The organism is Mesorhizobium sp. 43Arga (genome assembly GCF_053714255.1).
Map to the genome: position 1 here is coordinate 318,516 of NZ_JBSKBO010000003.1, position 24,758 is coordinate 343,273.

The 24,758-nt window shown below is 62.6% G+C and carries 22 protein-coding genes and 1 pseudogene; 10 read left to right on the forward strand and 13 right to left on the reverse strand.

The genetic code is table 11. The features are described from left to right. Window positions 1–146: 146 nt before the first annotated feature. Window positions 147–1,412, reverse strand: coding sequence for an NAD(P)/FAD-dependent oxidoreductase (locus ACWGS8_RS14215; protein WP_454581542.1), 1,266 nt, complete (start codon window positions 1,410–1,412; stop codon window positions 147–149). A gap of 162 nt (window positions 1,413–1,574) precedes the next feature. Here ACWGS8_RS14215 and ACWGS8_RS14220 point away from each other — a divergent pair, with 162 nt between their 5' ends. Further along, the gene (locus ACWGS8_RS14220; protein ID WP_454581543.1) at window positions 1,575–2,225 is read left to right on the forward strand and encodes a 5-formyltetrahydrofolate cyclo-ligase; all 651 of its coding nucleotides are present in this window, start codon (window positions 1,575–1,577) and stop codon (window positions 2,223–2,225) included. A gap of 32 nt (window positions 2,226–2,257) precedes the next feature. Here ACWGS8_RS14220 and ACWGS8_RS14225 read toward each other — a convergent pair whose 3' ends face one another. Beyond that, the gene (locus ACWGS8_RS14225) at window positions 2,258–2,731 is read right to left on the reverse strand and encodes an Lrp/AsnC family transcriptional regulator (RefSeq protein ID WP_010909317.1); all 474 of its coding nucleotides are present in this window, start codon (window positions 2,729–2,731) and stop codon (window positions 2,258–2,260) included. 158 nt (window positions 2,732–2,889) lie between these two features. Here ACWGS8_RS14225 and ald point away from each other — a divergent pair, with 158 nt between their 5' ends. Further along, window positions 2,890–4,005 (forward strand): alanine dehydrogenase, encoded by a 1,116-nt coding sequence (ald, locus tag ACWGS8_RS14230; RefSeq protein WP_454581544.1) that lies wholly within the window; start codon window positions 2,890–2,892, stop codon window positions 4,003–4,005. 211 nt (window positions 4,006–4,216) lie between these two features. Next, entirely contained in the window at window positions 4,217–5,509 is a 1,293-nt protein-coding gene (locus ACWGS8_RS14235) for an outer membrane protein (protein ID WP_454581545.1), read from the forward strand. A 233-nt stretch (window positions 5,510–5,742) separates the two neighbouring features. Here the strand turns inward: ACWGS8_RS14235 and ACWGS8_RS14240 are convergent, their stop codons facing one another. From ACWGS8_RS14240 to ACWGS8_RS14265, 6 genes and pseudogenes are all read right to left on the reverse strand, one after another. After that, window positions 5,743–6,210, reverse strand: coding sequence for a DUF1203 domain-containing protein (locus ACWGS8_RS14240; protein WP_454581546.1), 468 nt, complete (start codon window positions 6,208–6,210; stop codon window positions 5,743–5,745). A 162-nt stretch (window positions 6,211–6,372) separates the two neighbouring features. Continuing rightward, a pseudogene (locus tag ACWGS8_RS14245) lies at window positions 6,373–6,629 on the reverse strand (OmpA family protein); the annotation flags it as partial. 28 nt (window positions 6,630–6,657) lie between these two features. Then, a complete protein-coding gene (locus tag ACWGS8_RS14250; protein WP_454581547.1) occupies window positions 6,658–7,221 on the reverse strand; it encodes a GNAT family N-acetyltransferase in 564 nt (187 codons plus the stop codon). 5 nt (window positions 7,222–7,226) lie between these two features. Next, on the reverse strand, window positions 7,227–8,108 hold the full coding sequence (gene sseA, locus ACWGS8_RS14255; protein ID WP_454581548.1) for a 3-mercaptopyruvate sulfurtransferase: 882 nt from the start codon (window positions 8,106–8,108) through the stop codon (window positions 7,227–7,229). Between the two features lie 39 nt (window positions 8,109–8,147). After that, entirely contained in the window at window positions 8,148–8,891 is a 744-nt protein-coding gene (locus ACWGS8_RS14260; RefSeq protein ID WP_454581762.1) for an alanyl-tRNA editing protein, read from the reverse strand. Beyond that, window positions 8,891–9,925: a cysteine synthase A gene (locus ACWGS8_RS14265; protein ID WP_454581549.1), complete on the reverse strand. Its 1,035-nt coding sequence runs from the start codon at window positions 9,923–9,925 to the stop codon at window positions 8,891–8,893. The genes ACWGS8_RS14260 and ACWGS8_RS14265 overlap by 1 nt, the downstream gene beginning before the upstream one ends. A gap of 224 nt (window positions 9,926–10,149) precedes the next feature. Between ACWGS8_RS14265 and ACWGS8_RS14270 the strand changes: the two genes are divergently transcribed. Together ACWGS8_RS14270 and ACWGS8_RS14275 are read left to right on the forward strand one after the other, a co-directional pair. Next, window positions 10,150–10,971, forward strand: a complete 822-nt coding sequence (locus tag ACWGS8_RS14270; protein WP_454581550.1) for an SDR family oxidoreductase — start codon at window positions 10,150–10,152, stop codon at window positions 10,969–10,971. 93 nt (window positions 10,972–11,064) lie between these two features. Continuing rightward, window positions 11,065–12,039 carry an alpha/beta hydrolase gene (locus tag ACWGS8_RS14275; RefSeq protein ID WP_454581551.1) on the forward strand — a complete coding sequence of 325 codons (975 nt, stop codon included), beginning with the start codon at window positions 11,065–11,067 and terminating at the stop codon, window positions 12,037–12,039. Between the two features lie 109 nt (window positions 12,040–12,148). On the opposite strand, the gene ACWGS8_RS14280 is transcribed toward ACWGS8_RS14275, so the two are convergent. Beyond that, window positions 12,149–13,570: a DEAD/DEAH box helicase gene (locus ACWGS8_RS14280; RefSeq protein WP_454581552.1), complete on the reverse strand. Its 1,422-nt coding sequence runs from the start codon at window positions 13,568–13,570 to the stop codon at window positions 12,149–12,151. 390 nt (window positions 13,571–13,960) lie between these two features. On the opposite strand from ACWGS8_RS14280, the gene ACWGS8_RS14285 reads away from it, so the two are divergent. After that, the gene (locus ACWGS8_RS14285; protein WP_454581553.1) at window positions 13,961–15,493 is read left to right on the forward strand and encodes an acyl-CoA carboxylase subunit beta; all 1,533 of its coding nucleotides are present in this window, start codon (window positions 13,961–13,963) and stop codon (window positions 15,491–15,493) included. Window positions 15,494–15,533: 40 nt separating this feature from the next. Here the strand turns inward: ACWGS8_RS14285 and ACWGS8_RS14290 are convergent, their stop codons facing one another. Genes ACWGS8_RS14290 through ACWGS8_RS14300 form a run of 3 tightly spaced genes read right to left on the reverse strand, consistent with a single transcriptional unit; the run spans window position 15,534 to window position 18,452 of the window. Continuing rightward, a complete protein-coding gene (locus ACWGS8_RS14290; RefSeq protein ID WP_454581554.1) occupies window positions 15,534–16,100 on the reverse strand; it encodes a hypothetical protein in 567 nt (188 codons plus the stop codon). After that, entirely contained in the window at window positions 16,084–16,917 is an 834-nt protein-coding gene (locus tag ACWGS8_RS14295; RefSeq protein ID WP_454581555.1) for a hypothetical protein, read from the reverse strand. The genes ACWGS8_RS14290 and ACWGS8_RS14295 overlap by 17 nt, the downstream gene beginning before the upstream one ends. Further along, window positions 16,914–18,452, reverse strand: coding sequence for an NAD(P)H-hydrate dehydratase (locus tag ACWGS8_RS14300; protein WP_454581556.1), 1,539 nt, complete (start codon window positions 18,450–18,452; stop codon window positions 16,914–16,916). Before ACWGS8_RS14300 ends, ACWGS8_RS14295 begins: the two co-directional genes overlap by 4 nt. 356 nt (window positions 18,453–18,808) lie before the next feature. Here ACWGS8_RS14300 and ACWGS8_RS14305 point away from each other — a divergent pair, with 356 nt between their 5' ends. Further along, entirely contained in the window at window positions 18,809–19,147 is a 339-nt protein-coding gene (locus tag ACWGS8_RS14305) for a P-II family nitrogen regulator (protein ID WP_006205430.1), read from the forward strand. Window positions 19,148–19,208: 61 nt separating this feature from the next. Further along, window positions 19,209–20,618, forward strand: a complete 1,410-nt coding sequence (gene glnA / locus ACWGS8_RS14310; protein WP_454581557.1) for a type I glutamate--ammonia ligase — start codon at window positions 19,209–19,211, stop codon at window positions 20,616–20,618. A 690-nt stretch (window positions 20,619–21,308) separates the two neighbouring features. Here the strand turns inward: glnA and ACWGS8_RS14315 are convergent. Continuing rightward, window positions 21,309–22,730 carry an APC family permease gene (locus tag ACWGS8_RS14315; RefSeq protein WP_454581558.1) on the reverse strand — a complete coding sequence of 474 codons (1,422 nt, stop codon included), beginning with the start codon at window positions 22,728–22,730 and terminating at the stop codon, window positions 21,309–21,311. Between the two features lie 147 nt (window positions 22,731–22,877). Between ACWGS8_RS14315 and ACWGS8_RS14320 the strand changes: the two genes are divergently transcribed. Together ACWGS8_RS14320 and ACWGS8_RS14325 are read left to right on the forward strand one after the other, a co-directional pair. Continuing rightward, entirely contained in the window at window positions 22,878–23,480 is a 603-nt protein-coding gene (locus tag ACWGS8_RS14320; RefSeq protein ID WP_454581559.1) for a TetR/AcrR family transcriptional regulator, read from the forward strand. A gap of 32 nt (window positions 23,481–23,512) precedes the next feature. Next, window positions 23,513–24,679: a DmpA family aminopeptidase gene (locus ACWGS8_RS14325; RefSeq protein ID WP_454581560.1), complete on the forward strand. Its 1,167-nt coding sequence runs from the start codon at window positions 23,513–23,515 to the stop codon at window positions 24,677–24,679. Window positions 24,680–24,758 lie beyond the last annotated feature (79 nt).

Genomic DNA, 24,758 nt, shown 5'->3' on the forward strand with positions numbered 1-24,758 from the left:
TCTCCTCATTGACAATGTGACACGCCCTGCCCCGAAGCGAACTTCGCGCCGAAATCGGCTCAAGTCCACTCAAGAAGTCGCGCGCATCCGCACATCAGTCCATCAGCTAGAGATGACGGGCGGATGAATGGGACAGTGAAGAAAAGTCAGGTCTTGTCGTCGTCGCCCTGCGTGATCAGCCGGGCGCTGCGCTGGCCGGTGACGTAGATCCATAGCCAGCTCAGGGAAACCGCGAGCCGGTTGCGGAAACCGATCAGGAAATAGATGTGCGCGATGCCCCATAGCCACCAGGCGAGCCAGCCCGTGAGCTTGATCCAGCCGAAATCGATCGCGGCGGCGCGTTTACCGATCGTCGCCAGGTCGCCGGCATGTTTGTAGTGAAATGGCCGCGCGGCGTTGTCACCGCCAAGCCTGGCCTCGATGGTCGCGGCAACGTGGCGGCCCTCCTGCTTGGCGGAAGGCGCCACGCCGGGGACCGGCCGTCCGTCGGGCCGCAGCACAAGGGCGGCGTCGCCGATGACAAAAATCTCCGGGCTGCCGGGCACGCTGAGGTCAGGTTCGACGAGCACCCTGCCCGCGCGATCCGCCTTCGCGGCCAGCCATTCGGCGGCGGGCGAAGCGGCAACGCCGGCTGCCCACAGGATCGTTCGGGCTGCCAGCTGTTTGTCGCCAAACACAACACCTTCGGCGTCGCAGCGCGTGACGGCGCGGCCGAGCTCGACCGTCACGCCGAGCCGCTCGAGCGCCTTGCTGGCGTAGTCGGAGAGTTCTGGCGCGAAATTGGCCAGGATGCGGTCACCGGCCTCGATCAGCACCACGCGTGTTTGCCGCGTGTCGATGTTGCGGAACTCGCCGCGCAGCGTGTCGTGCGCCAGCTCGACGATGGTGCCGGCCAGTTCAACGCCGGTCGGCCCGCCGCCGACGATCGCAATGGTCAGCAGCGCCTGACGCTTGGCGGGATCGGTTTCCCGCTCCGCCTGCTCGAAGGCCAGGAGAATGCGCCGCCGAATGGTGGTGGCATCCTCCAGCGTCTTGAGGCCCGGCGCGAAAGGCTCCCATTCGTCGTGGCCGAAATAGGCGTGACGGGCGCCGGTGGCGAGCACCAGCGTGTCGTAGGCGACGGTGCTGCCGTCATCGAGCAGCACGCGTTTGCCGGCCCGGTCTACGCCGGTGACGTTGGCCAGCAGCGTGGTCACATCCTTGCGCTTGCGCAGCAGATGGCGGATCGGCCAGGCAACCTCGGAGGTCGCCAGTGCGGTTGTCGCCACCTGGTAGAGCAGCGGCTGGAAAAGATGGTGGTTGCGCTTGTCGATCATGGTGATGCGCACCGGCTGTCCAGCCAGCGCGTGGGTGAGTTCGAGACCGCCGAACCCCGCGCCGACGACGACAACATGATGGCTGGCCTGGTTCATCTCTTTCACCCTGATGGCACGATGCCTATCCCGGATGTAGGTATTTTTGTGCAATGCAACAACAGAAGGATAGTGCCCGGGACTCGCCGTCCCATGTCGTGAATGCACAAGTTGTATCGTGTCGCGAGGTATAGCGTCACCGAACACGTTATGAGGTGACGCATGGCCAACGATCATGAAGACCAGGGTCCGGCAAAGTATGCCTCGCCTCCCTGCTTCATGCACGAACTCGATCCGGAATTCCGGGCGCCGCTGTCCGACTGGGCCGATGTGCGGCGCTGGCGCAAGGCCGAACGCGAGCGGCTGATCGCCGCCCGCCTTGCGACTTCAGCCGACGCGCGCGCGGCAATGTCCCTGCGCATCGCCGAAGGGCTCGACGCGTTCATCGGCGAGATCCGCGGCCGCATGGTCAGCCTTTACTGGCCGTTTCGCGGCGAACCGGATTTGCGACCATGGATGGCGTCCGTCAACGAGCGCGGCGGCCGCACGGCGTTGCCTATCGTTGTGGAGAAAGGGCACCCCCTGATCTTCCGTGCCTACAAACCTGGCGACCGGCTGGAAAAAGGCGTCTGGAACATCCCGATCCCGCCCGAGGGCGATCCGGTGCTGCCGGACATCGTCATCTCGCCGATCGTCGGCATTGACCCGGCAAATTATCGCCTGGGCTATGGCGGCGGCTTCTTCGACCGCACGCTGGCCGCCATGCCGTTCAAGCCGCTGGTCATCGGCGTCGGCTACGAACTGCAGCGCATCGCCACCATCTATCCGCAGCCGCACGACATTCCGATGGATCGGCTCGTCACTGAATCCTGAAGCCTGTCGGGAGCAAGGTCAGGCCGGAAAGCTCAAGCCATTTCCGGCTTCATGCCCATGGCCGTGCGGTCGACGATTTCGCGCAAGGCAAAGGACGAGTTGATCTTGGTCACATGCGGCATGGCCGACAGCCATTCCTTGTGGATGCGCTCATAATCGACCAGGTCTTTCGCCGCGATACGCAAGATGTAGTCGTATTCGCCAGACATCAGGTGGCAGGACAGGACATTGGGGCAGCGCTTGATCGCCGCTTCGAAATCCGACAGCGTCTTCTCGAATTGGCCCGACAGCGATATATGCACGATCGCCGTCATCTGATGACCGAGCGCGGCATTGGACAGCCGGGCGTGGTAGCCGCGAATGGTTCCGGATTTTTCCAGATTATCGAGTCGGCGCGAACAGGCCGACTGCGACAGGCCAACCTTCTCGGCGAGTGCGGCATTGGGTATCCTGCCATCCTTCTGCAAAGTCTCGAGAATGGCGATATCGATCCTGTCGAGCGGCATTTTCCGTGAATCCTGCGAATATCCTGCTATTTTACGCAAGGATTATCGAAACCGACCTGCCCGCGCAAGCGCATTCGCAAACACTTGCGAGCCGATTCATGGTTCACTCCGACAATACAGGGAGTGAGCCCAAAAAGGGCCTGGATCAGGAGAAGAAAATGCGCGTCGGCTGCCCCAAGGAAATCAAGAACCACGAATATCGTGTCGGCCTCACGCCAGGCTCGGTCCGCGAATATGTGGCGCACGGCCACGAAGTGCTGGTCGAGGCCGGCGCGGGCGCCGGCATCGGCGCCGATGACAACGCCTATCGCGCCGCCGGCGCCACCATCGCCAAGACCGCCGCCGACGTGTTCACCAAGTCGGACATGATCGTCAAGGTCAAGGAGCCGCAGCCCAATGAGTGGGTTCAACTGCGCGACGGCCAGATCCTGTACACCTATCTTCACCTGGCTCCGGATCCGGAGCAGACCAAGGGCCTGCTCGCTTCGGGCGTGACCGCAATCGCCTACGAAACCGTCACCGACGACCGTGGCGGCCTGCCGCTGCTCGCACCGATGTCGGAAGTCGCCGGCCGCCTGTCGATCCAGGCCGGCGCCACGGCGCTGCAGAAGGCCAATGGCGGCCGCGGCGTGCTGCTCGGCGGCGTGCCCGGCGTGCTGCCCGGCAAGGTCACCGTGCTCGGCGGCGGCGTCGTCGGCTTGCACGCGGCCCGCATGGCCGCCGGCCTAGGCGCCGATGTCACCATCATCGACCGCTCGATCCCGCGCCTGCGCCAGCTCGACGACCTTTTCGCCGGCCGTGTGCACACCCGCTACTCCACCGTCGAGGCGCTTGAGGAAGAATGCTTCTCGGCCGACATCGTCGTCGGCGCCGTGCTGATTCCCGGTGCCGCGGCACCCAAGCTCGTCACCCGCGAAATGCTGTCGGGCATGAAGAAGGGCTCGGTGCTTGTCGACGTCGCCATCGACCAGGGCGGCTGCTTCGAGACCTCGCATGCTACGACCCACGCCGAGCCGACCTACGAGGTCGACGGCGTCATCCACTATTGCGTCGCCAACATGCCGGGTGCCGTGCCGGTCACCTCGGCGCACGCCCTCAACAACGCAACGTTGCACTACGGCCTGCAGCTCGCCGACAAGGGGCTGAAGGCGCTGGTCGACGACCATCATTTGCGCAACGGCCTCAATGTCCACAAGGGCAAGATCACCAACCGGGCGGTCGCCGAAGCGCTCGGCTACGAGCTGGTCGAGCCGAAAGCGGTTCTGGCCGCCTGATACACCCAGAAAAAGTCAACTTGCTATTGTTGCCCGCCGGTCCACTCCGGCGGGCTTTTTATTGGCCTATCTAGGCGATCAGCCTGGTTACTCGGCAGATCGGTGTCAGCTGCAGAGGTAGGTTGCCCAAGACTGTTGCATATTTGTCATTCCTGATCTGGCCGACTCCCTGTTAGAGACATGATGGGCTTATTGATTAGGGGTTTGGGCTATGTTTCTTCGCGTTTCCGCGAAATCTTTTCTTTTGGGTGCTGTTTCTGCTGTGGCTTTGATGTCTGCAGCGCATGCGGCTGACGTTGTGCAGCCTGTCGAAGCATCCGGTTTCAACTGGAGTGGCGCTTATGTCGGCATTGGTGGCGGATTTGGCGCCAGTGTGCACAAGTTCAGCGTAGCGCCGATTGTCGACTTCAACGGCATCGGCGGCAACGGCGTATTCGGCGAACTGACCGCCGGCTACGACTATATGGTCTCCGGGCGTTTCCTCCTGGGCGGGTTCATTGACGCCAACGGCGGAAACATCGGCCCGTCGATCAGCATTCCAGGAGCCGATATCGACCTGACCAATTCTTACGGTTTCGATGTCGGCCTGCGCGCTGGCTATCTCCTTAACCCCGACACGCTCGGCTATGTGCTCGGCGGTTACAGCTGGCAGCATTTCAAGCTCGATGGATCGGGCTTTGCCGAAGGCTTGAATTTCACCCAGAATCGCAGCGGCTATATGCTCGGCGTCGGCATGGAAACGGTGCTGCGTGGCGACTGGACATTGAAGACCGAGTACCGTTACGCGAACTATGGTGACAAGTCGGTTATTGATTTTGGCGGCGGTTCTCTGAACGTCGAGCCATCCACCCACACCTTCCATATCGCCGCCAACTATCGCTTCGGCGCTCAGAACGGTGGCGGCGCATCATTTGCGGCCGCCACCTACAACTGGACGGGCTTCTATGTTGGTGGCGCGCTTGGCGCCGGCACGGCGGTTCACGACCTTGGCGTCGACCTTGGTGGCGGCGCCCTCGATCTCAATGGCATTGGCAGCGAAGGCGTGCTCGGCGAAGCCAGCATTGGTTATGATTACGATTTCGGCAGCTGGGTTGCCGGTGTTCAGCTCGATGGCAGCTATTCTGGAATTCGCTCCAAACTCGACATCCTTGGCGGCTCGATCAAGCTCGACAACGACTATGGCTTCGATGCTTTGGCCCGCGTTGGTGCCAAGGTCAACGAATCGACCCTTGCCTATGTCATCGGCGGCTACAGCTACCAGCATTTCGATCTGCACGCTTCGGACCCGGTTGGTGATATCATCGATTGGAACAAGAGTGGCTTCACCGTGGGTGGCGGCCTCGAAACGGCGGTATCCAGCAACATGACCGTCGGTCTTGAATATCGCTATTCGCAGTTCGGCAAGAAGGACTTCTCGTCCGAATTCGGCGCGCCGGACGGTACGTTGACAGACAAGGCCTCGTTCCAGACCGTGCGCATCGGCGCGAAGTACAAGTTCAACTAAGGAGCCCTCCAGGCAAAAGTTGCGACCCGTCGGCCCAGCCGGCGGGCTTTTTTCTTTGCGCGGCAGCACTCTCGCGAAAATGCGGGCAACAAAAAAGCGGAGCCAAAGCCCCGCTTCCTCGATATCGAGATTGCCGCCGGTTCATCCGCGGTCGGCCAATCGATCGACACTCGCTTTCTATCGTATCTATGCGACGGGAGTACGACAGACTTTCTGCCGGCAATCCTTGCGGCTCATGCCCGCTCGATACGGCACTGATAGCAGTTGTTGCGCGCCGAGCGGACATGCACATAGGCAATGTCGTCGTGTTCGAACAAGCTCTCAGCCCGCGCAGCGATTGCCCGGGTTGGAATGACCCCACCGCTGCCGTAGACGATGCGGTCATCCCTGCCATAGCCGCGCACGATATAGTCGGGGCTTTCGAGAATCTCGGGAAGCGCTTCCGACGCGGTGGCAGGCACGCATTCTTGCGCATGCAGGAAGATCGGCCCGGTTTCGGCATAGGGCTGAAGCTCCGGAAAGGGGCGGTAGGCAAGAATGAGATAGGCATCGCCGGCGGCGATATTCTTCAGGCAATGCCGGCAAGGCATGCCATCACCGTCGGAAATCCTGCGCTCTGGCGTCTGGCCGTATGCATCGGGACCACCACGCTGCAGTGCTCTGACATGGTCGGTGGGTAGCGCTTTGAACTGAATGGTCATCGTGAATATCTCCGGCTTGTCGACCGGAAATTAGGCGCTCGGGCCAATGCTTCCCACCCGATTCTTGCCAAGGGATCGAGGGACCGATCCGATGTTGGTGATCGGTTCCCTCGGATCGACACGAGGCACCAGCGATAGCGCCAAATCGATGAAATAAGCCGACTAACTAGATTGGAGATCGTCGAAGCGTCGCAATGTCACCCTGCGATTCTGCCGTTTTCGTTCTGCGTTGGCACGAGCAGGAACTCCTCGCCGTAGCCAACGGTTTCCAGGGCATAGCCGCGTACGCCGAATTCGCGCACCGGCGTTGGTTTCAACGAAGCGGCCCGTTGTTCGGATAGGATCTGGTTCGGCTGGAAGGAGCCGACGGTATCGGTGTGTCCTTCGACCAGCACGCGCACGCTGGGATAGCGGCGCAGGAACGGCCGGTTCAGGTTCCGGCTGATGTCACGGCCGCATGACGCTGGCCGAGCGCTCGGCGAAAGGCAGCGGATGCACGACCTCTTTCTTCTGCGCGACCGGCTTGAAGCCGAGCTTCTGGTAGAGCGGCAGAGCCGCCGGATGGTCCAGCGTGCAGGTCTGCACTGTCACCCGTTTCGGCCCATGCGACCAGGCGGCTGAAATCGCAGAGCCCAGGAACCAGCGGCCAATGCCTTGCCCGGTGGCATGTTCCATCATGCCGAAATAGGCGAGTTCGACTTCATCGGGCAGATGCGGCTTGAGGTCAAAGAAGCCGGCTGGCGCACCGTCGAGGTAGAGCACCCTGATGTCGCGATCCTCGCGGTGGATGCCGGCCGAAAGCTCCTCATCGTCCAGCCTGAGAACATTCACCCAATGCCATTTGCGCCCGACTCGATCCATCAAATAGCGGTAGAAATGCAAGGGGATGTCCCTGGTCTTCAGCAGCGCGACCTGGCGGTTGTAGGGCACCGGCGGCGAAACCGCGGGAGGGGCATGCATTTCGAGAAAAGTCACCGTGACTTCAATGTCCTGCAGCACACCGTTTTCCATCGCGTTCATTCCTTGCCGGTCTTGGCGGGGCCGGTCGTCGCGGGGCCAGTCACGACAGGCGTGTCGGAGAGCCCGCCCCATTCCGTCCATGAGCCGTCATAAAGCCTGTTGTCGGTGTGGCCAAGCGTCTCCAGCGCAAGCGTAATCACTGCGGCAGTGACACCGGAGCCGCAAGATGTGACGACGGGCTTCGACAGGTCGATGCCGGCCTCCTCGATCACCTTGCGCAAACGGTCCTTCGACAGCAGCATGCCGTTTTCCGACAGTGCGGAGTACGGCACATTGCGCGCTCCCGGCATATGGCCGGAGCGGATCCCCGCGCGTGGCTCGGGCTCAGCGCCGGTGAAGCGCCCGGATCCACGGGCATCGGCAATCTGGCTGGCGCCGGTCTCGACGATCCGGCGCATCTCGGCGAGGCCGGCGACGCGGCCGGCGTCGAAATCGGCATGGAACACGCTCGGCGCGATCTTCGTCGGCTCGGCCGTCACCGGCCGGCCGGCCGCTTTCCAGCCGTCGAGCCCGCCATCCAGGATATAGGTCTGGAAAACACCCATGATGCGGAACATCCACCATGCCCGAGGTGCCGAGAAAAAGCCGGGACCATCATAGACGACAATGGTGTCGTCGGCGGACACGCCCATCGAACCAACATATTGCGCGAAATGCTGAGGCGAAGGTAGCGTATGTGGCAAAGCAGCGTCGGGATCCGACACCGCGTCCTGATCCAGGAAACGGGCGCCTGGAATGTGCGCTGCATTATATTCGGCGCGCGCGTCGCGCTCTTGCGCCGGCAGGTACCAGGATGCGTCGATGATGGTCAAACCGGGCTCGCCCAGGCGCGCCTGCAGCCAGTCCGCATCGACGGTGAAAGGACTGTCCTGGGCCATTCTGGTTCTCTGTATCCCGGGTAAGGCAAAGGTTGCGTGTCAGTTCGCCGGCATTGGGCCGAAGCGGATGCGGAAGCGCCTGTTCTCACGGCCCTTCTTTTCGATCTTGCCAATGTGGATTTCACCGATTTCGCCGGTGCTTTTCACATGTGTGCCGCCACAGGGCTGGCTGTCGACCGCGCCGTTCTCACCAATGCAGACCAGGCGGATCTTACCGGTGCCGACCGGCGGCCGGACGTTCTTCGACTTGACCAGGCCAGGGTTCGCTGCGAGTTCCTCGTCGCTGATCAGCCTGGTGAAAATCGGATGATCGGCGCGCACCAGATCCATCAGGCTTGCGGTTACCTCTTCCTTCGAGAAGCTGGCGTCCGGAATGTCGAAATCGACACGGCTATCATCCTCGGAAACCGCCGCACCGGTGATTGGAAACGGACAAACGACGGTGAGCAGATGGCAAGCCGCGTGCATGCGCATCAACAGGTGCCGACGTTCCCAGTCGATGGCGAGTTTGACCTTCTCGCCAACCGCCAGGGCCGCCTGCTCCGGCGCCGGTACGTGGATGATCTCGTCCTTGGTCTCACCTGTGATGGTGGCGGCAATGGCGATGCGGCTGCCATCGGCACGTTCGAGATGGCCGGTATCGCCCGGCTGGCCACCCGAGGTGGCGTAGAAGATCGTCCGGTCGAAAATGATGCCGCCACGATCATTGACGGCAGCAACCGTCGCATCCGCCGTAGCGAGATAGGCATCGTCGCGAAACAGCGCTTCCGTCTTGTGCGCCATCATGCGACCTTTTCGAAGGGCACCGAAATCTTGCTCTGCAGTTCCATCCAGCCCGGCACCGGGAGATTCTTCTCACGCAGGAATTCCGGATTGAACAGCTTCGACTGGTAGCGCGAGCCGTAGTCGCAAAGAATGGTCACGATGGTGTGGCCGGGGCCCAATTCCCTGGCGAGCCGGATGGCGCCCGCAATGTTGATGCCGGTCGAGCCGCCGACGCACAGGCCTTCTTCCTGGATCAGGTCGAAGACGATCGGCAGCGCGTCCTCGTCCTTGATCTGGAACGAGAAATCCGGCGTGAACCCTTCGAGATTGGCGGTGATGCGCCCCTGCCCGATGCCTTCGGTGATCGAACTGCCCTCGGACTTCAACTCGCCGCTGGTGTAGAAACTGTAGAGCGCGGCGCCTAGCGGGTCAGCGAGCGCGATTTTCACGTCCTTGCTCTTGGCCTTCAGCCCGAAAGCGACGCCGGCCAGCGTGCCGCCTGAACCCACCGCCGAGACGAAACCGTCAACCTTGCCGCCGGTCTGGGTCCAGATTTCCTCCGCCGTGGTGCGGATATGCCCATCGCGGTTGGCGACATTGTCGAACTGGTTGGCCCAGATGGCGCCGTTGGGCTCGGTCCTCGCCATCTGCTCGGCCAGCCGTCCCGACAATTTCACGTAATTGTTGGGATTCTTGTAAGGCACGGCCGGCACCTCGATCAGCTCGGCGCCGAGCAACCGGATCGTGTCCTTCTTTTCCTGGCTCTGCGTGTCGGGAATGACGATGACCGTGCGATAACCCAGCGCCTTGGCGACCAGCGTCAGCCCGATGCCCGTATTGCCTGCCGTTCCCTCGACGATGACGCCGCCCGGCTTCAACAGGCCGCGCTGTTCGGCGTCGCGGATGATGAAAAGGCCGGCGCGATCCTTGACCGATTGCCCCGGATTCATGAATTCGGCCTTGCCCAGGATCTCGCAGCCGGTTTCTTCGGACGCTTTGTTAAGGCGGATCAGGGGCGTGTTGCCGATCGCGTCGATCACAGAACGGGGCATTCAGGATTCCTTGTGTGCGTGCGCCGAACCCTAGAAACCCGAAGCTTCGGTTTCAAGGCAAGAATTCGCCTGGTCCAGTCGCATTTCCGGCACTGCTGTGCTTCCACCCCTCAGCGTGGGCTCGATATCCCACAGTTCATTTGCACCTATGGCCGAAAAGCACTCTTTTCATTCGATTTCCTGACCGCTAGAGCAAGGCACCAACAAACTCGGCAGGGCGCAGCATGACACTCTATCGGGCCGATCCGAAACACGGCGTCGCCTGGGTCACGGGCGGCAGCAGCGGCATTGGCCGCTCGCTGGCCAGGGACCTGGCGTCCCAGGGCTATGCGGTGGCGGTAACGGCACTGGACGATGATCCGATCGACACGCTGATCGTCGAGACCGCGCAGATGCCGGGCAGCGTCACGGCTTTTCCCTGCGACGTCACGGACGAGCCGCGCATGGCAAGAACGGTGGCCGCGATCGAGAAGGAGCTCGGCCCGATCGTGCTCGCCGTCTTCAACGCCGGAAACTACATTTCGACGCCTGGAGAGGCCCTCGTCGTCAAGGACTTTCGCCGGTCCTTCGAGGTCAATTATTTCGGCATCATCAACGGCTTGGTGCCGGTCGTCGAGTATATGCGCGTGCGGTCCCGCGGCCACGTCGTTCTGGTCGGATCGGTCACCGCCTATTTCGGCTGGCCAACCACTGCCGCCTATGGCGGCACCAAGGCGGCGATCAACATTCTGGCCGAGTCGCTGAAGTATGATTTCGACAAGATGAACATCCGCGTCCAGGTGGTAAACCCGGGTTTTGTCGACACGCCGCTGACCGAAAAGAACATGCTGCCAATGCCGGGCCTGATGCCGGTCAGCCGGGCAACACGCCGCATGGTCAAGGCAATCAAATCCGGCGGCTTCGAAGTCACGTTTCCTTACCGCACGAGCTGGCCGCTGAAATTTCTCGCCATGTTGCCGAGGCCGATAAGCCGATGGGTGATCAGCTTGATGACCAGCTGGAAGGCAAGGCCGCTGCATTACGAGCGCAAGCCACCCAACGAATAGGATGCCCACAGGATTGGTGGTGTGGCTGCCCGAACGGCCGTTGCCTGTTCATGGTCACCACCATAGGCTCGGTGTTGTTGCGTGGAGTCTGCGATGGGGCGACGGATCGTGCTTGCTGTGCTGGCCCTGGTCGCCGTCCTTGCATTGGCCTTCGTCTTCGGTCCACGCGTTCCCGTCGACACCACGATCCGTTTCGATCCTTCCGTCATCGGTGACGATCCGCAGGCCTATGTGGCAAAGGTGGAGGCCGCCGTGCCCGGTATCCGCGACGGGCTGGAGAAGGAGATCGTCTGGGCGAATCCCATGGTGCATGCCAAGACGCCGCTGTCGATCGTCTACATCCACGGTTTCTCGGCTTCGAAGGGCGAGGTCCGCCCCCTGCCCGACGACGTGGCCGGCCTGCTCGACGCCAATCTCTTCTACACCCGCCTCACTGGTCACGGGCAGGACGGGCGGGCGATGGCGCAAGGCAGCGTCAATGCCTGGATCAACGACTATGAGGAAGCGCTCGCCATCGGCCGGGCGATCGGCGACAAGGTGATCGTCATCTCGACCTCGACCGGCGGCTCGCTGGCGGCATGGGCGGCAACGCAGCCCGGCGCATCCAATGGGGTGGCTGCCATTGCATTCATCTCGCCCAATTTCGGCGTGAAGGCATCCGGCGCCGAGATCCTGACCATGCCCTGGGGCAAGCAGATCGCCGAACTGGTGATCGGCGAGGAGCGCAGTTTCGTGGCGCGCAACGCGCTGCACCAGAAATTCTGGACCACCAAATATCCGGTTGCCGCGACGCTGCCGATGCAGGCGTTGACGGAACTCGCCTATACCGCGCCGGTGGACAAGGCTGATATCCCTGCTTTGTTCATCTTCTCGGATTCGGACAAAGTGGTGCGGCCAGACCGCACCCGCGAAATCGCCGGCCGCTGGGGCGCAGCGCACGAACTGGTGCCGGTCGACGACACCGGCGACCCGGACAACCATGTCATTGCCGGCGATGTGCTGTCGCCATCGACCACGGCATTTCTCGCGCAACGGATTGCCGTTTGGGTCGAGGCGGTGACGAAGTAGGGTGCAGAGACGAGAAGGGCGGCTGAAGCATCGCTTCAGCCGCCCTTTTCTCTGTCAGTCAGGCAACCAGCCAAGCGCCAAGGCTTGGCCGACCGGCGCCGAGGCTTGGTTAAGCAGCCCGCGCTGCCGGACGCTTGCCGCCGAAACGGCGCTTGTTGTTGCCCTTGAAGGGCTTGGCGCCTTCCGGCTTGCGCTCACCGGCAAAAGCCGGCTTGTCGCCGAAGCGCTTCTTGCCGAAGCCGTTGCCCTTGTTCTCGCCGCCAGGCCGCCTGCCGTCGCGACGGCCATTGCGGTCGTTGCGATCATTGGCGGGCTCGAAGCGATCGTTCTTTTCAGCCGGATTGCGCTGCGGATCGGGGCTGCCGAGATGGTCGGCAACGATCGGCAGCTTGGTGCGGATGATGCGCTCGACCTGGCGCAGCTTGCTGTTCTCAGAAGGATCGCAAAGCGTGATCGCGATGCCGTCCATGCCATTGCGGCCGGTGCGGCCGATGCGGTGGACGTAGCTTTCGGCCTCGTCCGGCAGGTCGAAATTCACGACATGGCTGATGCCGGGCACGTCGATACCACGCGCCGCGATGTCGGTTGCGACCAGAATGCGTACCGATCCATCGCGAAAATCGTTCAGCGCCTTCTGACGGGCATTCTGCGACTTGTTGCCATGGATGACGGCGGCCTTGAAGCCATCGCGCTCGAGGTCCTTGGTCACCCGGTCGGCGCCATGCTTGGTGCGCGAAAAGATGATGACGGACTTCATCGCCTCGTCGGCGAGCATCGTCGACAGCACCTGGCGCTTCTGCTTGGTGCGGGCGAAGACGACGCCCTGGACGATCTCGGCCGCCGCTGTGCTTTGCGGCGAGACTTCGATGCGGACCGGGTTCTTCAGAAGACCCTTGGCCAGTTCGGCGATCTCGTCCGGCATGGTGGCCGAGAACAACGCCGTCTGGCGATCAGGCGCGGTCGCCTTGGCAATGCGCTTGACGTCGTTGATGAAGCCCATGTCGAGCATGCGGTCGCCCTCATCCAGCACCAGCCATTTGGTGTCGGAGAGGATGAGGTCGCCCTCGCGTACCAGATCGGTCAATCGGCCGGGCGTGGCAATGAGGATGTCGACGCCGGGAGCAACCTTCTTCACCTGGCTGAAGCGCGAGACGCCGCCCAGCACGAGTGCCGTCGAGACATGCGCGCCCTTGGCGAGGATCTTGATGGTGTCCTCGATCTGCACGGCGAGCTCGCGGGTCGGCGCCAGGATGAGGGCACGGGTCGTCTTGGCGCGCCGCTTGGTGCCGAGCGCGATGATCTTCGACAGGATGGGCAGCGCAAAGGCCGCCGTCTTGCCCGAGCCCGTCTGCGCAATGCCGAAAATGTCACGGCCTTCCAGCTGTGGCGGGATGGCCTGCATCTGGATCGGCTTCGGGTCGGTGAAGCCGGCATTGTGAGTGGCCTTGAGCAGCGCACCCGTGATCCCCAGCGCTGCGAAACCGGAGAGTTCCGCGGTGACGTTGCCGGGCAATGTGTTTTCGTTGGTCAAAATAATCTTCTTTCACGCGGCCTCTCGGCCGCAAACATCAATGGCGGCGGGCGCAACCTGCCGTCGAAAAATTTGATATGAAACGACAAGGCGGGCGGACGTATGCGTCCACTCGGCTGCGCTGTCGTGCCCGCAGGCATCATGCCACGGGGCTTTTTCGCCGCCTTGCCGATTTGCCGGAAAGAGGGAAAACAGACGCAACCAGTCTCATTCGTCGAGAAGGCCGGAATCTCCCGGCCCAAGCGCCTATGGGCTGCATATGGCTGAGTTCGCCCCGGAATGCAAGGGGCGTCATGCTGCAGCGCAGCAAAAGCCGGCCAAAAGCCGACGCTTGCGCTCCCCGACGGGCATCATTACCACAAATGCAGCTTCTATTTTGGGGACCGAGCGATGAAGGACGTGCTGAAGGAACTCGAGCGCCGGCGCGAGATCGCCCGCATGGGCGGCGGCCAGGCGCGCATCGACGCCCAGCACAAGAAGGGCAAGCTCACCGCCCGCGAACGCATCGAGGTGTTCCTCGACGAGGGTTCGTTCGAAGAGTTCGACATGTATGTCGAACATCGCTCGACCGATTTCGGCATGGAGAAGACCAAGATCGCCGGCGATGGCGTCGTCACCGGCTGGGGCACGGTCAACGGTCGTCCGGTCTACCTCTTCGCCAAGGATTTCACCGTGTTCGGCGGGTCGCTGTCGGAAGCGCATGCCGAAAAGGTCATCAAGGTGCAGGAGATGGCGCTGCGCAACCGCGCGCCGATCATCGGACTCTACGACGCCGGCGGCGCGCGCATCCAGGAAGGTGTTGCGGCCCTTGGCGGCTATGCCGAGATCTTCCAGCGCAATGTGCTGGCCTCCGGCGTCATTCCGCAGATTTCGGTGATCATGGGCCCGTGCGCCGGCGGCGACGTCTATTCGCCCGCCATGACCGACTTTATCTTCATGGTGCGCGAAACCTCCTACATGTTTGTCACCGGCCCGGATGTGGTGAAGACCGTCACCAACGAGACGGTGACCGCCGAAAGCCTTGGCGGCGCTTCGGTGCACACGACCAAATCCTCGATCGCCGACGGCGCCTATGACAATGACGTCGAGGCGCTTTTGCAGATGCGCCGGCTGGTCGATCTGCTGCCTGCCTCGAACACATCGGAGATTCCCGAGATCGAATGCTACCAGTCGGTCACCGACCACGATTTGTCGCTCGACCGGCTGATCCCCGACAATGCCAACAAGCCCTACGACATCAAGGAGCTGATCCTGAAGGTCGCCGACGAGGGCGACTTCTTCGAGATCCAGCAGAGCTTCGCCAAAAACATCGTCACCGGCTTCGGTCGCGTCGAGGGCCGCACCGTCGGCTTCGTCGCCAACCAGCCGATGGTGCTCGCCGGCGTGCTCGATTCCGACGCCAGCCGCAAGGCGGCGCGCTTCGTCCGTTTCTGCGACTGTTTTTCGATCCCGATCGTCACCTTCGTCGATGTTCCAGGCTTCCTGCCCGGCACCGCGCAGGAATATGGCGGGCTGATCAAGCACGGTGCCAAGCTGCTCTTCGCCTATGCCGAGGCGACCGTGCCGAAGATCACCGTCATCACCAGAAAGGCCTATGGCGGGGCCTATGACGTGATGGCGTCAAAGCATCTGCGCGGCGACATGAACTATGCCTGGCCGACAGCGCAGATCGCCGTCATGGGCGCCAGGGGCGCGGTCGAGATCATCTACCGCAAGGACATTGGCGACGCGGAAAAGATCGCAGCCCATACAAAGACTTACGAGGATCGGTTCCTGTCGCCCTTCGTCGCCGCCGAACGCGGCTATGTCGATGAGGTGATCATGCCGCACTCGACCCGCCGCCGTGTCGCCCGGGCGCTGCGGATGCTGCGCAACAAGGACATGCAGAACCCCTGGAAGAAGCACGACAACATTCCGCTGTGAGGCGACCGATGGGTCTCTGCCAGCGATAGCCGCCGAACGCTCATTCCTCCCCGGCCGCGCCGAACCCCGCGTCGTTGGGCTCGCTGGTAGCGCTCGTCCACGGTGTCGCGTGGTTGTCGATGCGCATCTGGAAGATGAAATAGGTCGGCGAGCAGAAGCCGATACCTTTCACCTTGGCGGCGCCCGGCATGTCCGGCGGCAGCGACTGGCACATATAGTCCTCGCGACAGAAATGATCGGCCGAGCAGGCCGGTCGGTTGCCGCGATTGACCGCGCCGCCGAGGCACTGGTCGAAATTGTTGGTCGCTACGCAAGTGTCGAATTTCTTGCCGCCGACCAGCCCGCAGATTTCATTCGGTATCGGCTTGCCCTTGTTGAAGGCAGCAAAGTTGCGATCCTTGTCGTCGCAGGCGCGATAGGCGATGCCCGCCGGTACGCCGATCTTCGGTGGCCGGCAGGTATAGCCGGTCCGCGAAATCCCCGGCGCGAAGGCGGCGAACTGGCCTGATATCTTGTAGCGATCGTTGAAAGGCTGCGATGGGTTGCTGGCGATCGACCTGGTCAGGCAGGGATGGCCGGAAAACATCTTTTCACTGTCCTTGGGCAACAGACACTGCGCCAGAGTGGTGCGCACGCCTGATGCGGTCGCCAGCGGCGTGCAGACCGTGCCGCCACCGCATTGCCAGGTCGCGCCGAAGCGTGAAGCATCCTCCGGCATTAGGCACGGCATCGCCATTTCGGCTGGCGCGTAGTCGATTTCGCCGGCATCGCTCCATGTGGCAGGCGGTGCGAAGGACGGCCCGCTCCAGCGGCCCGCCGGTCAGCCAGCCGGCATCGACGCTCTCATCCAACTGCGGCATCCAACGTCCGGCAACACCTACGCAGCCGCCATCGGCATCGGGTGCCGCACGATAGACGGCGTTGAAGTTGAACGGCAGCCGCGAGGCCAGGACCTTGCCGTCCTTCTTGAAACTGTAGGCCAGGCGATAGATGAAGCGCACCTCGCCGCAGCTCTTGTCACCTTCCAAGGCAGCGAAATCACGCCGGTCGAGCCGGTTGACGATGCCGACCAGGTGGAAGTGCGCCGCCTCCGTCGTCAGCCAGCGCATATCCATGATGCGGCCGACATTGGCGTCGGTCACCTCGTAAAGCGTACGCCCGCCGGTCTTCATCTCAGCGCGCAGCGTGGCAATGTCTGATGCCACCGTATCGACGATCGCATGGTAGGCCGGCGCCTTGTCATAGAGCGTCTTCAGGTTGCCCTCGCCATCGGCGCTGAAAATGCCGGCGAAGCCAAAACCCTTGGCATCGAGGGCGGCGAGAACCGCCGGATCGTCGACGATGGTCACCGGCTGCTCGGCGCGCACGCCATGCGATGCAAACAGTGCAATGACGGCGGCGACGGCGAGCGCGAAACGCTTCATTCGCCGGGCACCTTGCGACGTGCTTCGACCAGTTCGCTCAACACGGGCACCAGCGCCAGCGGCAGATCCTCGGCAATCAGCCCCGCACCGAACCGGCTGCCGGCCTCGGCATGGATCCACACCGCCGCGCAGGCCGCTTCGAACGGCGGCATGGCTTGCGCCAGCAGTCCGGCGGTGATGCCCGACAGCACGTCGCCCGAACCGGCAGTGGCAAGCCAGGCCGCGCCACTGGAATTGATCGCCGCCCGGACGTCGGGCGCGGCGATCACCGTGTCGGCGCCCTTGTAGACGATAACGGCATTGGCACGTGCGGCCGCCGCGCGCGCCTTGTCGAGCTTGGACGAGGCGTCGTCACCAGCAATGTCGGGAAACAGTCTCGCGAACTCCCCTTCGTGCGGGGTCATCACCAGGGCCGGTGCATTCGGCCTGCCCGCCGCTTCGAACAAGATTTCCGGCGCATCGCGAAACGTGGTGATCGCGTCGGCATCGAAAACAAGGCCATCGACCTGTGTGGCAGTATCTTGAGGTTGTCCGGAGGCGAGGAGTGTGAGCCCAAAGGTCCGTGTTTTTTCGCCGACGCCAAAGCCGGGGCCAAGAACGAAGGCCGAAGGCCGGCGTTCGCCGACAAATTCCCTGATGTCCGCGACATCATCGGTCTTGCGCAGCATGATCGAGGTCAGATGGCCGGCGTTGATCTGCATGGCGTTGCCCGGCGACAGCACGGTCACCGCCCCTGCCCCGCTTCGGGCCGCGGCAAGCGCCGACAGCCGCGCCGCGCCGGTGGCGCTCGGCCCGCCGGAAAAGACGCCGACATGGCCGCGCTTGTACTTGTGTGCGTCGACAGCCGGAACCGGGAAATCGCGCAGCCAATTTGCCGGCCTGTTCTCGAATGTCCGGGGCTGGAGCCCTGCGATGATGTCGTCGCCAATGCCGATATCGGCGAGTACGATCTCGCCGCATCGCTCCCGGCCCGGCAGGAGCAGATGGCCTGGCTTCTTGCGTGCGAAGGTCACGGTGACGGCTGCGGTAAATGCCACGCCCAAAACTCTGCCGCTGTCGCCGGAAACACCTGAGGGCAGATCGACCGCGACAACCGGCAAACGCCCGTTGGTGGTGATATCGACCGCCCTGGCGGCGTCGCCCAACAGCGGCTTGGACAGCCCTGCCCCGTAGAGCGCGTCGACCACGATCGAGCCGCGCTCGGCTTCGAAACCCGGCAGCGGCCGGGGCACGATCGGGCATTCAGCCGCGGCGAGTGCCGCGTCGCTTTGCGGCCTCGGCGCACCGGCCGCCCAGACCGTAGTGGCGACGCCGCTGCCGGCCAGGATGCGGGCAACGACATAGCCGTCGCCACCATTGTTGCCGGGACCACACAGCACATGGACATGTGTCGCTGAGGGGTAACGCCTGAGAACTTCGGCCGCGACCGCCTCGCCGGCGCGGCGCATCAGGCCGATGCCATCGACCGGGCCCGCGGCAATCGCCAGCCGATCCGCCTCGCCCATTTCGGCGGAGGTAAGAAGTTCATCGCTCATGGATTGCCGATCCGCATTCGATCAAGCATTGTCCAGTTTTCGAGCCGAAGCAAACGGGAGGAGTTCATCATCGGCTGCGGCCATGTCGCTGGGAGGGGTATCAAGGCGCGAAGATGCCCATTCAATGGGCGATCTGCTTAATTATTATGCTAACGCGAGAGCTGGCACTGTGTAAGCTTCGGCAACTCATGCCGCATCCGATGCATCGAATGACGCGAATTTGCACCTCGGCGTGACGTGACTTGGAAATCGTATGAAACCGCTTCGAATCCCGCTATCTGGCACAGTTCGTGCTTGATGGAGGCGCAAGCGGGGGCTCACAACCCGTTTTTTTGGCAGTGGAGGCCACTTTTTACATGAAAAAGATCGAAGCGATCATCAAGCCATTCAAGCTGGACGAAGTGAAGGAAGCGCTTCAGGAGGCCGGACTGCAAGGCATCACCGTGACCGAGGCCAAGGGCTTCGGACGTCAGAAAGGCCATACCGAACTCTACCGCGGCGCCGAATATGTCGTCGATTTTCTGCCCAAGGTAAAGATCGAGGTCGTGCTCGGCGACGATGCGGTCGAAGGTGCCATCGAGGCCATCCGCAAAGCGGCCCAGACCGGCCGTATCGGCGACGGCAAGATCTTCGTCTCCAACATCGAGGAAGTCGTGCGCATCCGCACCGGTGAGACCGGAATGGACGCGGTCTAACGCGGCCATCCTCCAAAAAACGTCATCCATCAAAAAACGTCATCAAACAGGGATACATGACATGACGACAGCCAAAGACATCATGAAGCAGATCAAGGACAACGACGTGAAATTCGTCGACCTGCGCTTCACCGACCCGAAGGGCAAGCTGCAGCACGTAACGATGGATGTCGTCGAGGTCGAGGAAGACATGTTCGCCGACGGCGTCATGTTCGACGGTTCCTCGATTGCCGGCTGGAAGGCCATCAACGAGTCCGACATGGTGCTGATGCCCGACCCGGACACGGTCCACATGGACCCGTTCTTCGCGCAGTCGACCATGGTCATCCTGTGCGACATCCTCGATCCGGTTTCGGGCGAATCCTACAACCGCGATCCGCGCGGCACGGCCAAGAAGGCCGAGGCCTACATGAAGTCGGAAGGCATCGGCGACCAGATCTTCGTCGGCCCGGAAGCCGAGTTCTTCGTGTTCGATGACGTCAAGTACAAGGCCGACCCCTACAACACCGGCTTCAGGCTCGACTCCACCGAACTGCCGTCCAACGACGACACCGACTACGAGACCGGCAATCTCGGCCACCGCCCGCGCATCAAGGGCGGCTATTTCCCGGTGCCGCCGATCGACAGCGCGCAGGACATGCGCTCCGAGATGCTGACCGTGCTCGCAGAAATGGGCGTGCGCGTCGAAAAGCACCACCACGAAGTCGCCGCCGCGCAACACGAACTCGGCATCAAGTTCGACACGCTGGTCCGCAACGCCGACAAGATGCTGATCTACAAGTATGTCGTGCACCAGGTCGCCAACGCCTATGGCAAGACGGCCACCTTCATGCCGAAGCCCGTCTTCGGTGACAATGGCTCGGGCATGCACGTCCACCAGTCGATCTGGAAGGGCGGGAAGCCGACCTTCGCCGGCAATGAATATGCCGGCCTGTCGGAAAGCTGCCTGTTCTACATCGGCGGCATCATCAAGCATGCCAAGGCGATCAACGCGTTCACCAACCCGCTGACCAACTCGTACAAGCGCCTGGTGCCCGGCTATGAAGCGCCGGTGCTGCTCGCCTACTCGGCGCGCAACCGTTCGGCCTCCTGCCGCATCCCGTTCGGCTCGTCGCCGAAGGCCAAGCGCGTCGAGGTCCGCTTCCCCGATCCGGGCGCGAACCCCTACCTCGCCTTCGCCGCCATGCTGATGGCCGGCCTCGACGGCATCAAGAACAAGATCCACCCGGGACAGCCGATGGACAAAGACCTCTACGACCTGCCGCCGAAGGAGCTGAAGAAGATCCCGACCGTCTGCGGCTCGCTGCGTGAAGCCCTCCAGAGCCTCGACAAGGATCGCGGCTTCCTGAAGGCCGGCGGCGTCTTCGACGACGACCAGATCGACAGCTACATCGAACTAAAGATGGCCGAGGTGATGCGCTTCGAAATGACCCCGCATCCGGTCGAATACGACATGTACTATTCGGTATAAGAACCCGTACAGAGAGCGTTGAAAAAGCCCTTGAAGGATTTCCGCCTTCAAGGGCTTTTTGCTGTCGTCAAATGCGCATCGATGAGCCCGCGTGTGGTTAGCCACGCAAGCGCGAGCATTCTCTATTCGGTTCTAAAGGATCGTTTGATGGCGCGGCTTGCCAGACTCTGTGGCCGCCGGCGGAAACCGCAAATGAAGGCTGGTGGGTGGCCGTTTCGAGCGCGCAATCGAACGCCAGGAGCGAGCGGCGCACTGCCTCAGGCTGCAATGCCCGCTCGTCCGGCGCCCCCGCCAATGCCGTCGTTCAAGAAACCCCGCCCCGTTCGAACAGCATCGCTTTGGCGTAACCCCATGGCCACGAATACGCATGCCGTGACGTGATCTGTCAACGTCGACGGACGAGAGCATGAATCGCGGATTTCGATGTATGAACAGAGGCTTATAGAGAGGATCGTTGGAGTACGGATAAGCTGAAACAGGCCGTTTTCCGGGCTTTTTCGACGAAGTCGAGAGTACATGACACCAGTGGCGGCAAGTAGCGTCAGCCAAAAGCCTCTCCATCCCGCGAATTTGCCCGGTCCTTTTCAACCTGACTTTTTTTGGGGGTATTTCGCTCCGCCGGTCGGCACGGCAAAAAGGAACCCCGGCGAAGGCCGGGGTTCTCGCAAGGACAGGGCGTCGGAGTGACACCTATCCGGCAAGTTCGTCGGGGCCGTGAAGGTTCCAGTCCGTTCGCCTGGCGAGCACCAGCACATAATAGATCGCCGCCACGACCATGATCAGCAGCGTCGCGATCAGGCTCGGACGCCCGAAGGCGACGTCGAGCAGATTCTGGTAGGCAACATAGACCAGCGCCACGAAGGCAAGGATGGCCGGCACCGGAAACAAGGGCATGCGATAATGTCCTCCGGCCGTGGTGCCGTTGCGGCGCCCGGCAAACACCGCCACGCACAGAAGCGCGTAGATCACCACCAGCGACGTGCCGCTGACCACCAGCAAGAGGTTGATGTCGATGAAGCAGGCGACCGCCGCCAGCACCGACACGACGATGGTGGCGATCCAGGGCGACGCGTAGCTGCCATGGACGGAGGCGACCGCGGCATTGATCGGACCGAACCAGGTCTTGTCGCGGCCGGAGCTGAACAGCAGCCGCGCCGCCTGCAGGATGATGGCGATGACGGCGTTGAAGATGGCGACGGCGATGGCGAGACTGATCAGCACCGTCAGCGCATGGCCGCCGCGCGCCTCGAGGAAGTACTCGATCTTCTGCGGCGCGGCGAGCAGGCCGGCCAGATCCGGCGAGCCGAGCAGCACTGCGGTCAGCGGAATGAGCTCCGCGGCGACCGTGATCAGCAGCGCCCAAACCACGACCTTGCCGATGTTGTGTTTGGCGTCCTGCGTCTCCTCGCCGAAATAGGCGGCCGCGCCATAGCCATTATAGGCAAAGAGCGAAACGGCGGTGGCCGCGAGGATGATTCCAGCCGACGCCGGGACCAGCGTGTTGGTGGCATCGAGCAATTGCGGTGAGGTGAACAGGCTCGACAGCGGCCGCTCGACATGAGCGAAGCCAAGACCGGTCAGGATCAGCAGCGCCAGCATTTCGATGCCGAGGAAGATGCCGGTGACGAAAGCGTTGAGCTTGATGCGCATGGCCGCGACCGTGCCGGCCAGCGCGATCGTCACCACGCCGACCCATTGCGGGCTGAGATTGGGGATGAGAACCCCGAGATAGGTGCCGACGCCGAGCGCGATGACGGCGACGATCAGGACGATCGAGACGAACACCAGCACCAGCGTGACGAAGCCCCAGAAGCGGCCAAGCGTGCGGCCGATCATGGTGTATTCGCCACCGGCCATCGGGTAGGCCGACGACAATTCGGCATAGACGAAGGCCATGAACAGCCCGATGACCGCGGCAATGACGAAACTGAGGAATGAGCCAGTGCCGGCGAGCGCAATGACGCCCGGCACAATGATGAACACCGATGATGCCGGCGTCACCGCTGAGAGCACGATCATCAGCGTGCCCAGCGCATTGAGCGCCCGGTCCAGTCCCTTGGCGGCTGGCGCGGCCTTGTCGACCGCCCCTGTTGTTGCTTCGTTTGTAGACATCGTCCTCCCCTTTTTTTAATATGATAAAAATTATCCTCCGCTGCGGAACCTATCGATGGAGTCAGATATCGTCAATGAATATGACACTATGGTGCTTGCAAAATTTTGCATGCCAGTTTTAAACTGAATCAAATTCAGGAAACAGAAATGGGACGACCCAAAACCCAGACCGATCGCCGCCTCACCCTCGTCGCGGCGGCGGAATCGATGATCGCCAAGCGCGGCCTTGCCGACGTCACGTTGCGCGACGTCGCCAATGAGGCAGGGATGAGTTCGAGCGCCCTGCTCTACTACTATCCCGGCCTCAAGGACCTGCTGGACGATGTGCAGCGCAAGGCCGTCGAGCGGTTCTGCACGATACGCGCGGCGTCGGTCGCCGAGATCGCCGATCCGCGGCTGCGGCTGAAAACGATGATCGAGAGCGGGCTGCCGACCGACGCCGACGACCAGCTCTGCCGGCTGCTGCTCGAGCTCGGCGCCTATTCGCGCTCGGATGCGAGCTATGCCGCCCGCCACATCACTTTGTTCGAGCGGCAGGTGTCGATCTATGTCGGCATCCTGGAAGCGGGTGCGGCCACCGGCATCTTCAAGCTGCAGGCGACCAGCGAGACGATCGCGCGCAGCCTGGTGGTGCTCGAGGACGGGCTGGGGCTGCATCTCGTCAACGTCGTGCCCGCCGTCGATCAGGTTTCGGCGCTAGCCATCCTGACCAGCTATGCCGAGCTTGCGACCGGCTGCAGCCTTCGCTGAGCCGGCTTACATCAACGGAGCAAACCCCAAGCATGGACCAAATGCCGACCCACACCACCACGCCAGCCGGCAAGGCGCGAGCGCGCGCGCTCGCCATTCCCCTGCAAGGCACGCCCGGTCCCGCCAATGCCATCACCGATGTCGACGGTGTCGTGGTCGGCTATTCCACGATCATCAAGGGCGAAGGCGCACTTAGCCTTGGACAGGGGCCGGTGCGCACCGGCGTGACGGCCATCCTGCCATTCGGCCGTGACGGTGTCGGGATTGCCTGCGCGGCCGGCTATCATTCCTTCAACGGCAATGGCGAGATGACCGGCGCGTCGTGGATCGAGGAGGCCGGCAGCATCAGCCTGCCAATACTTATCACCAACACCCATGCGGTCGGTCCCTGTCATCGCGGCGTCATCGACTGGGTGGCGCGCCACAAGCCCGATGTCGCCAACCAGTGGCTGCTGCCGGTAGTGGCCGAAACCTGGGATGGCTATCTCAACGACATCAACGGCTCGCATGTCACGGTCGACCACGCCATCGCCGCGATCGACAATGCGGCGAGCGGACGCATCGAGGAAGGCTCGGTAGGCGGTGGCACCGGCATGAACTGCTATGCCTTCAAGGGCGGCTCCGGCACGGCCTCGCGGATCGTCGATTACGGCCATCGCTCCTATACGGTCGGCGTCTTCCTTCAGGCCAATTTCGGTTCGCGCCGCGAACTCACCATCGCCGGCGTGCCGCTCGGCGAGCACCTGGCAGACGACAACCCGATGGAAGCGTACTTCAGCGGCGGCCCAACCGGCGCCGGCTCCTGCATCGGCATCGTCGCCACCGATGCACCGCTACTGCCCGGCCAATGCAAGGCGTTGGCCCGGCGCATGCCGCTCGGCCTGGCACGAACGGGCACCACTGGCTCGCATTTCTCCGGTGACATTTTTCTCAGCTTCTCCACCGCCAACCGCGATGCGCTCAACGGCCGCTTTCCCCAAGGATCGGCCTGCGAAGAGAGCTACAGCCACATGAACTTCATCCCATGGGGACGCATGGACGATTTCTATGCAGCCGTCGTGCAGGCGACCGAGGAGGCGGTGCTCAACGCGCTGATCGCCAACGATGACATGACCGGCCGCGACGGCAACCGCAGCCCTGCTTTGCCGCGTGCCCAGATGCTGGCAGCGCTCAAGGCGCGTGGAGCTGTCGCCGGCTGAGAACGACCGACCCACCTCCCAAAAACAAAAAAGCCCTGGCGTTTTTCCGCCAGGGCTTTTTTGTTGCACAGCCTGGTCG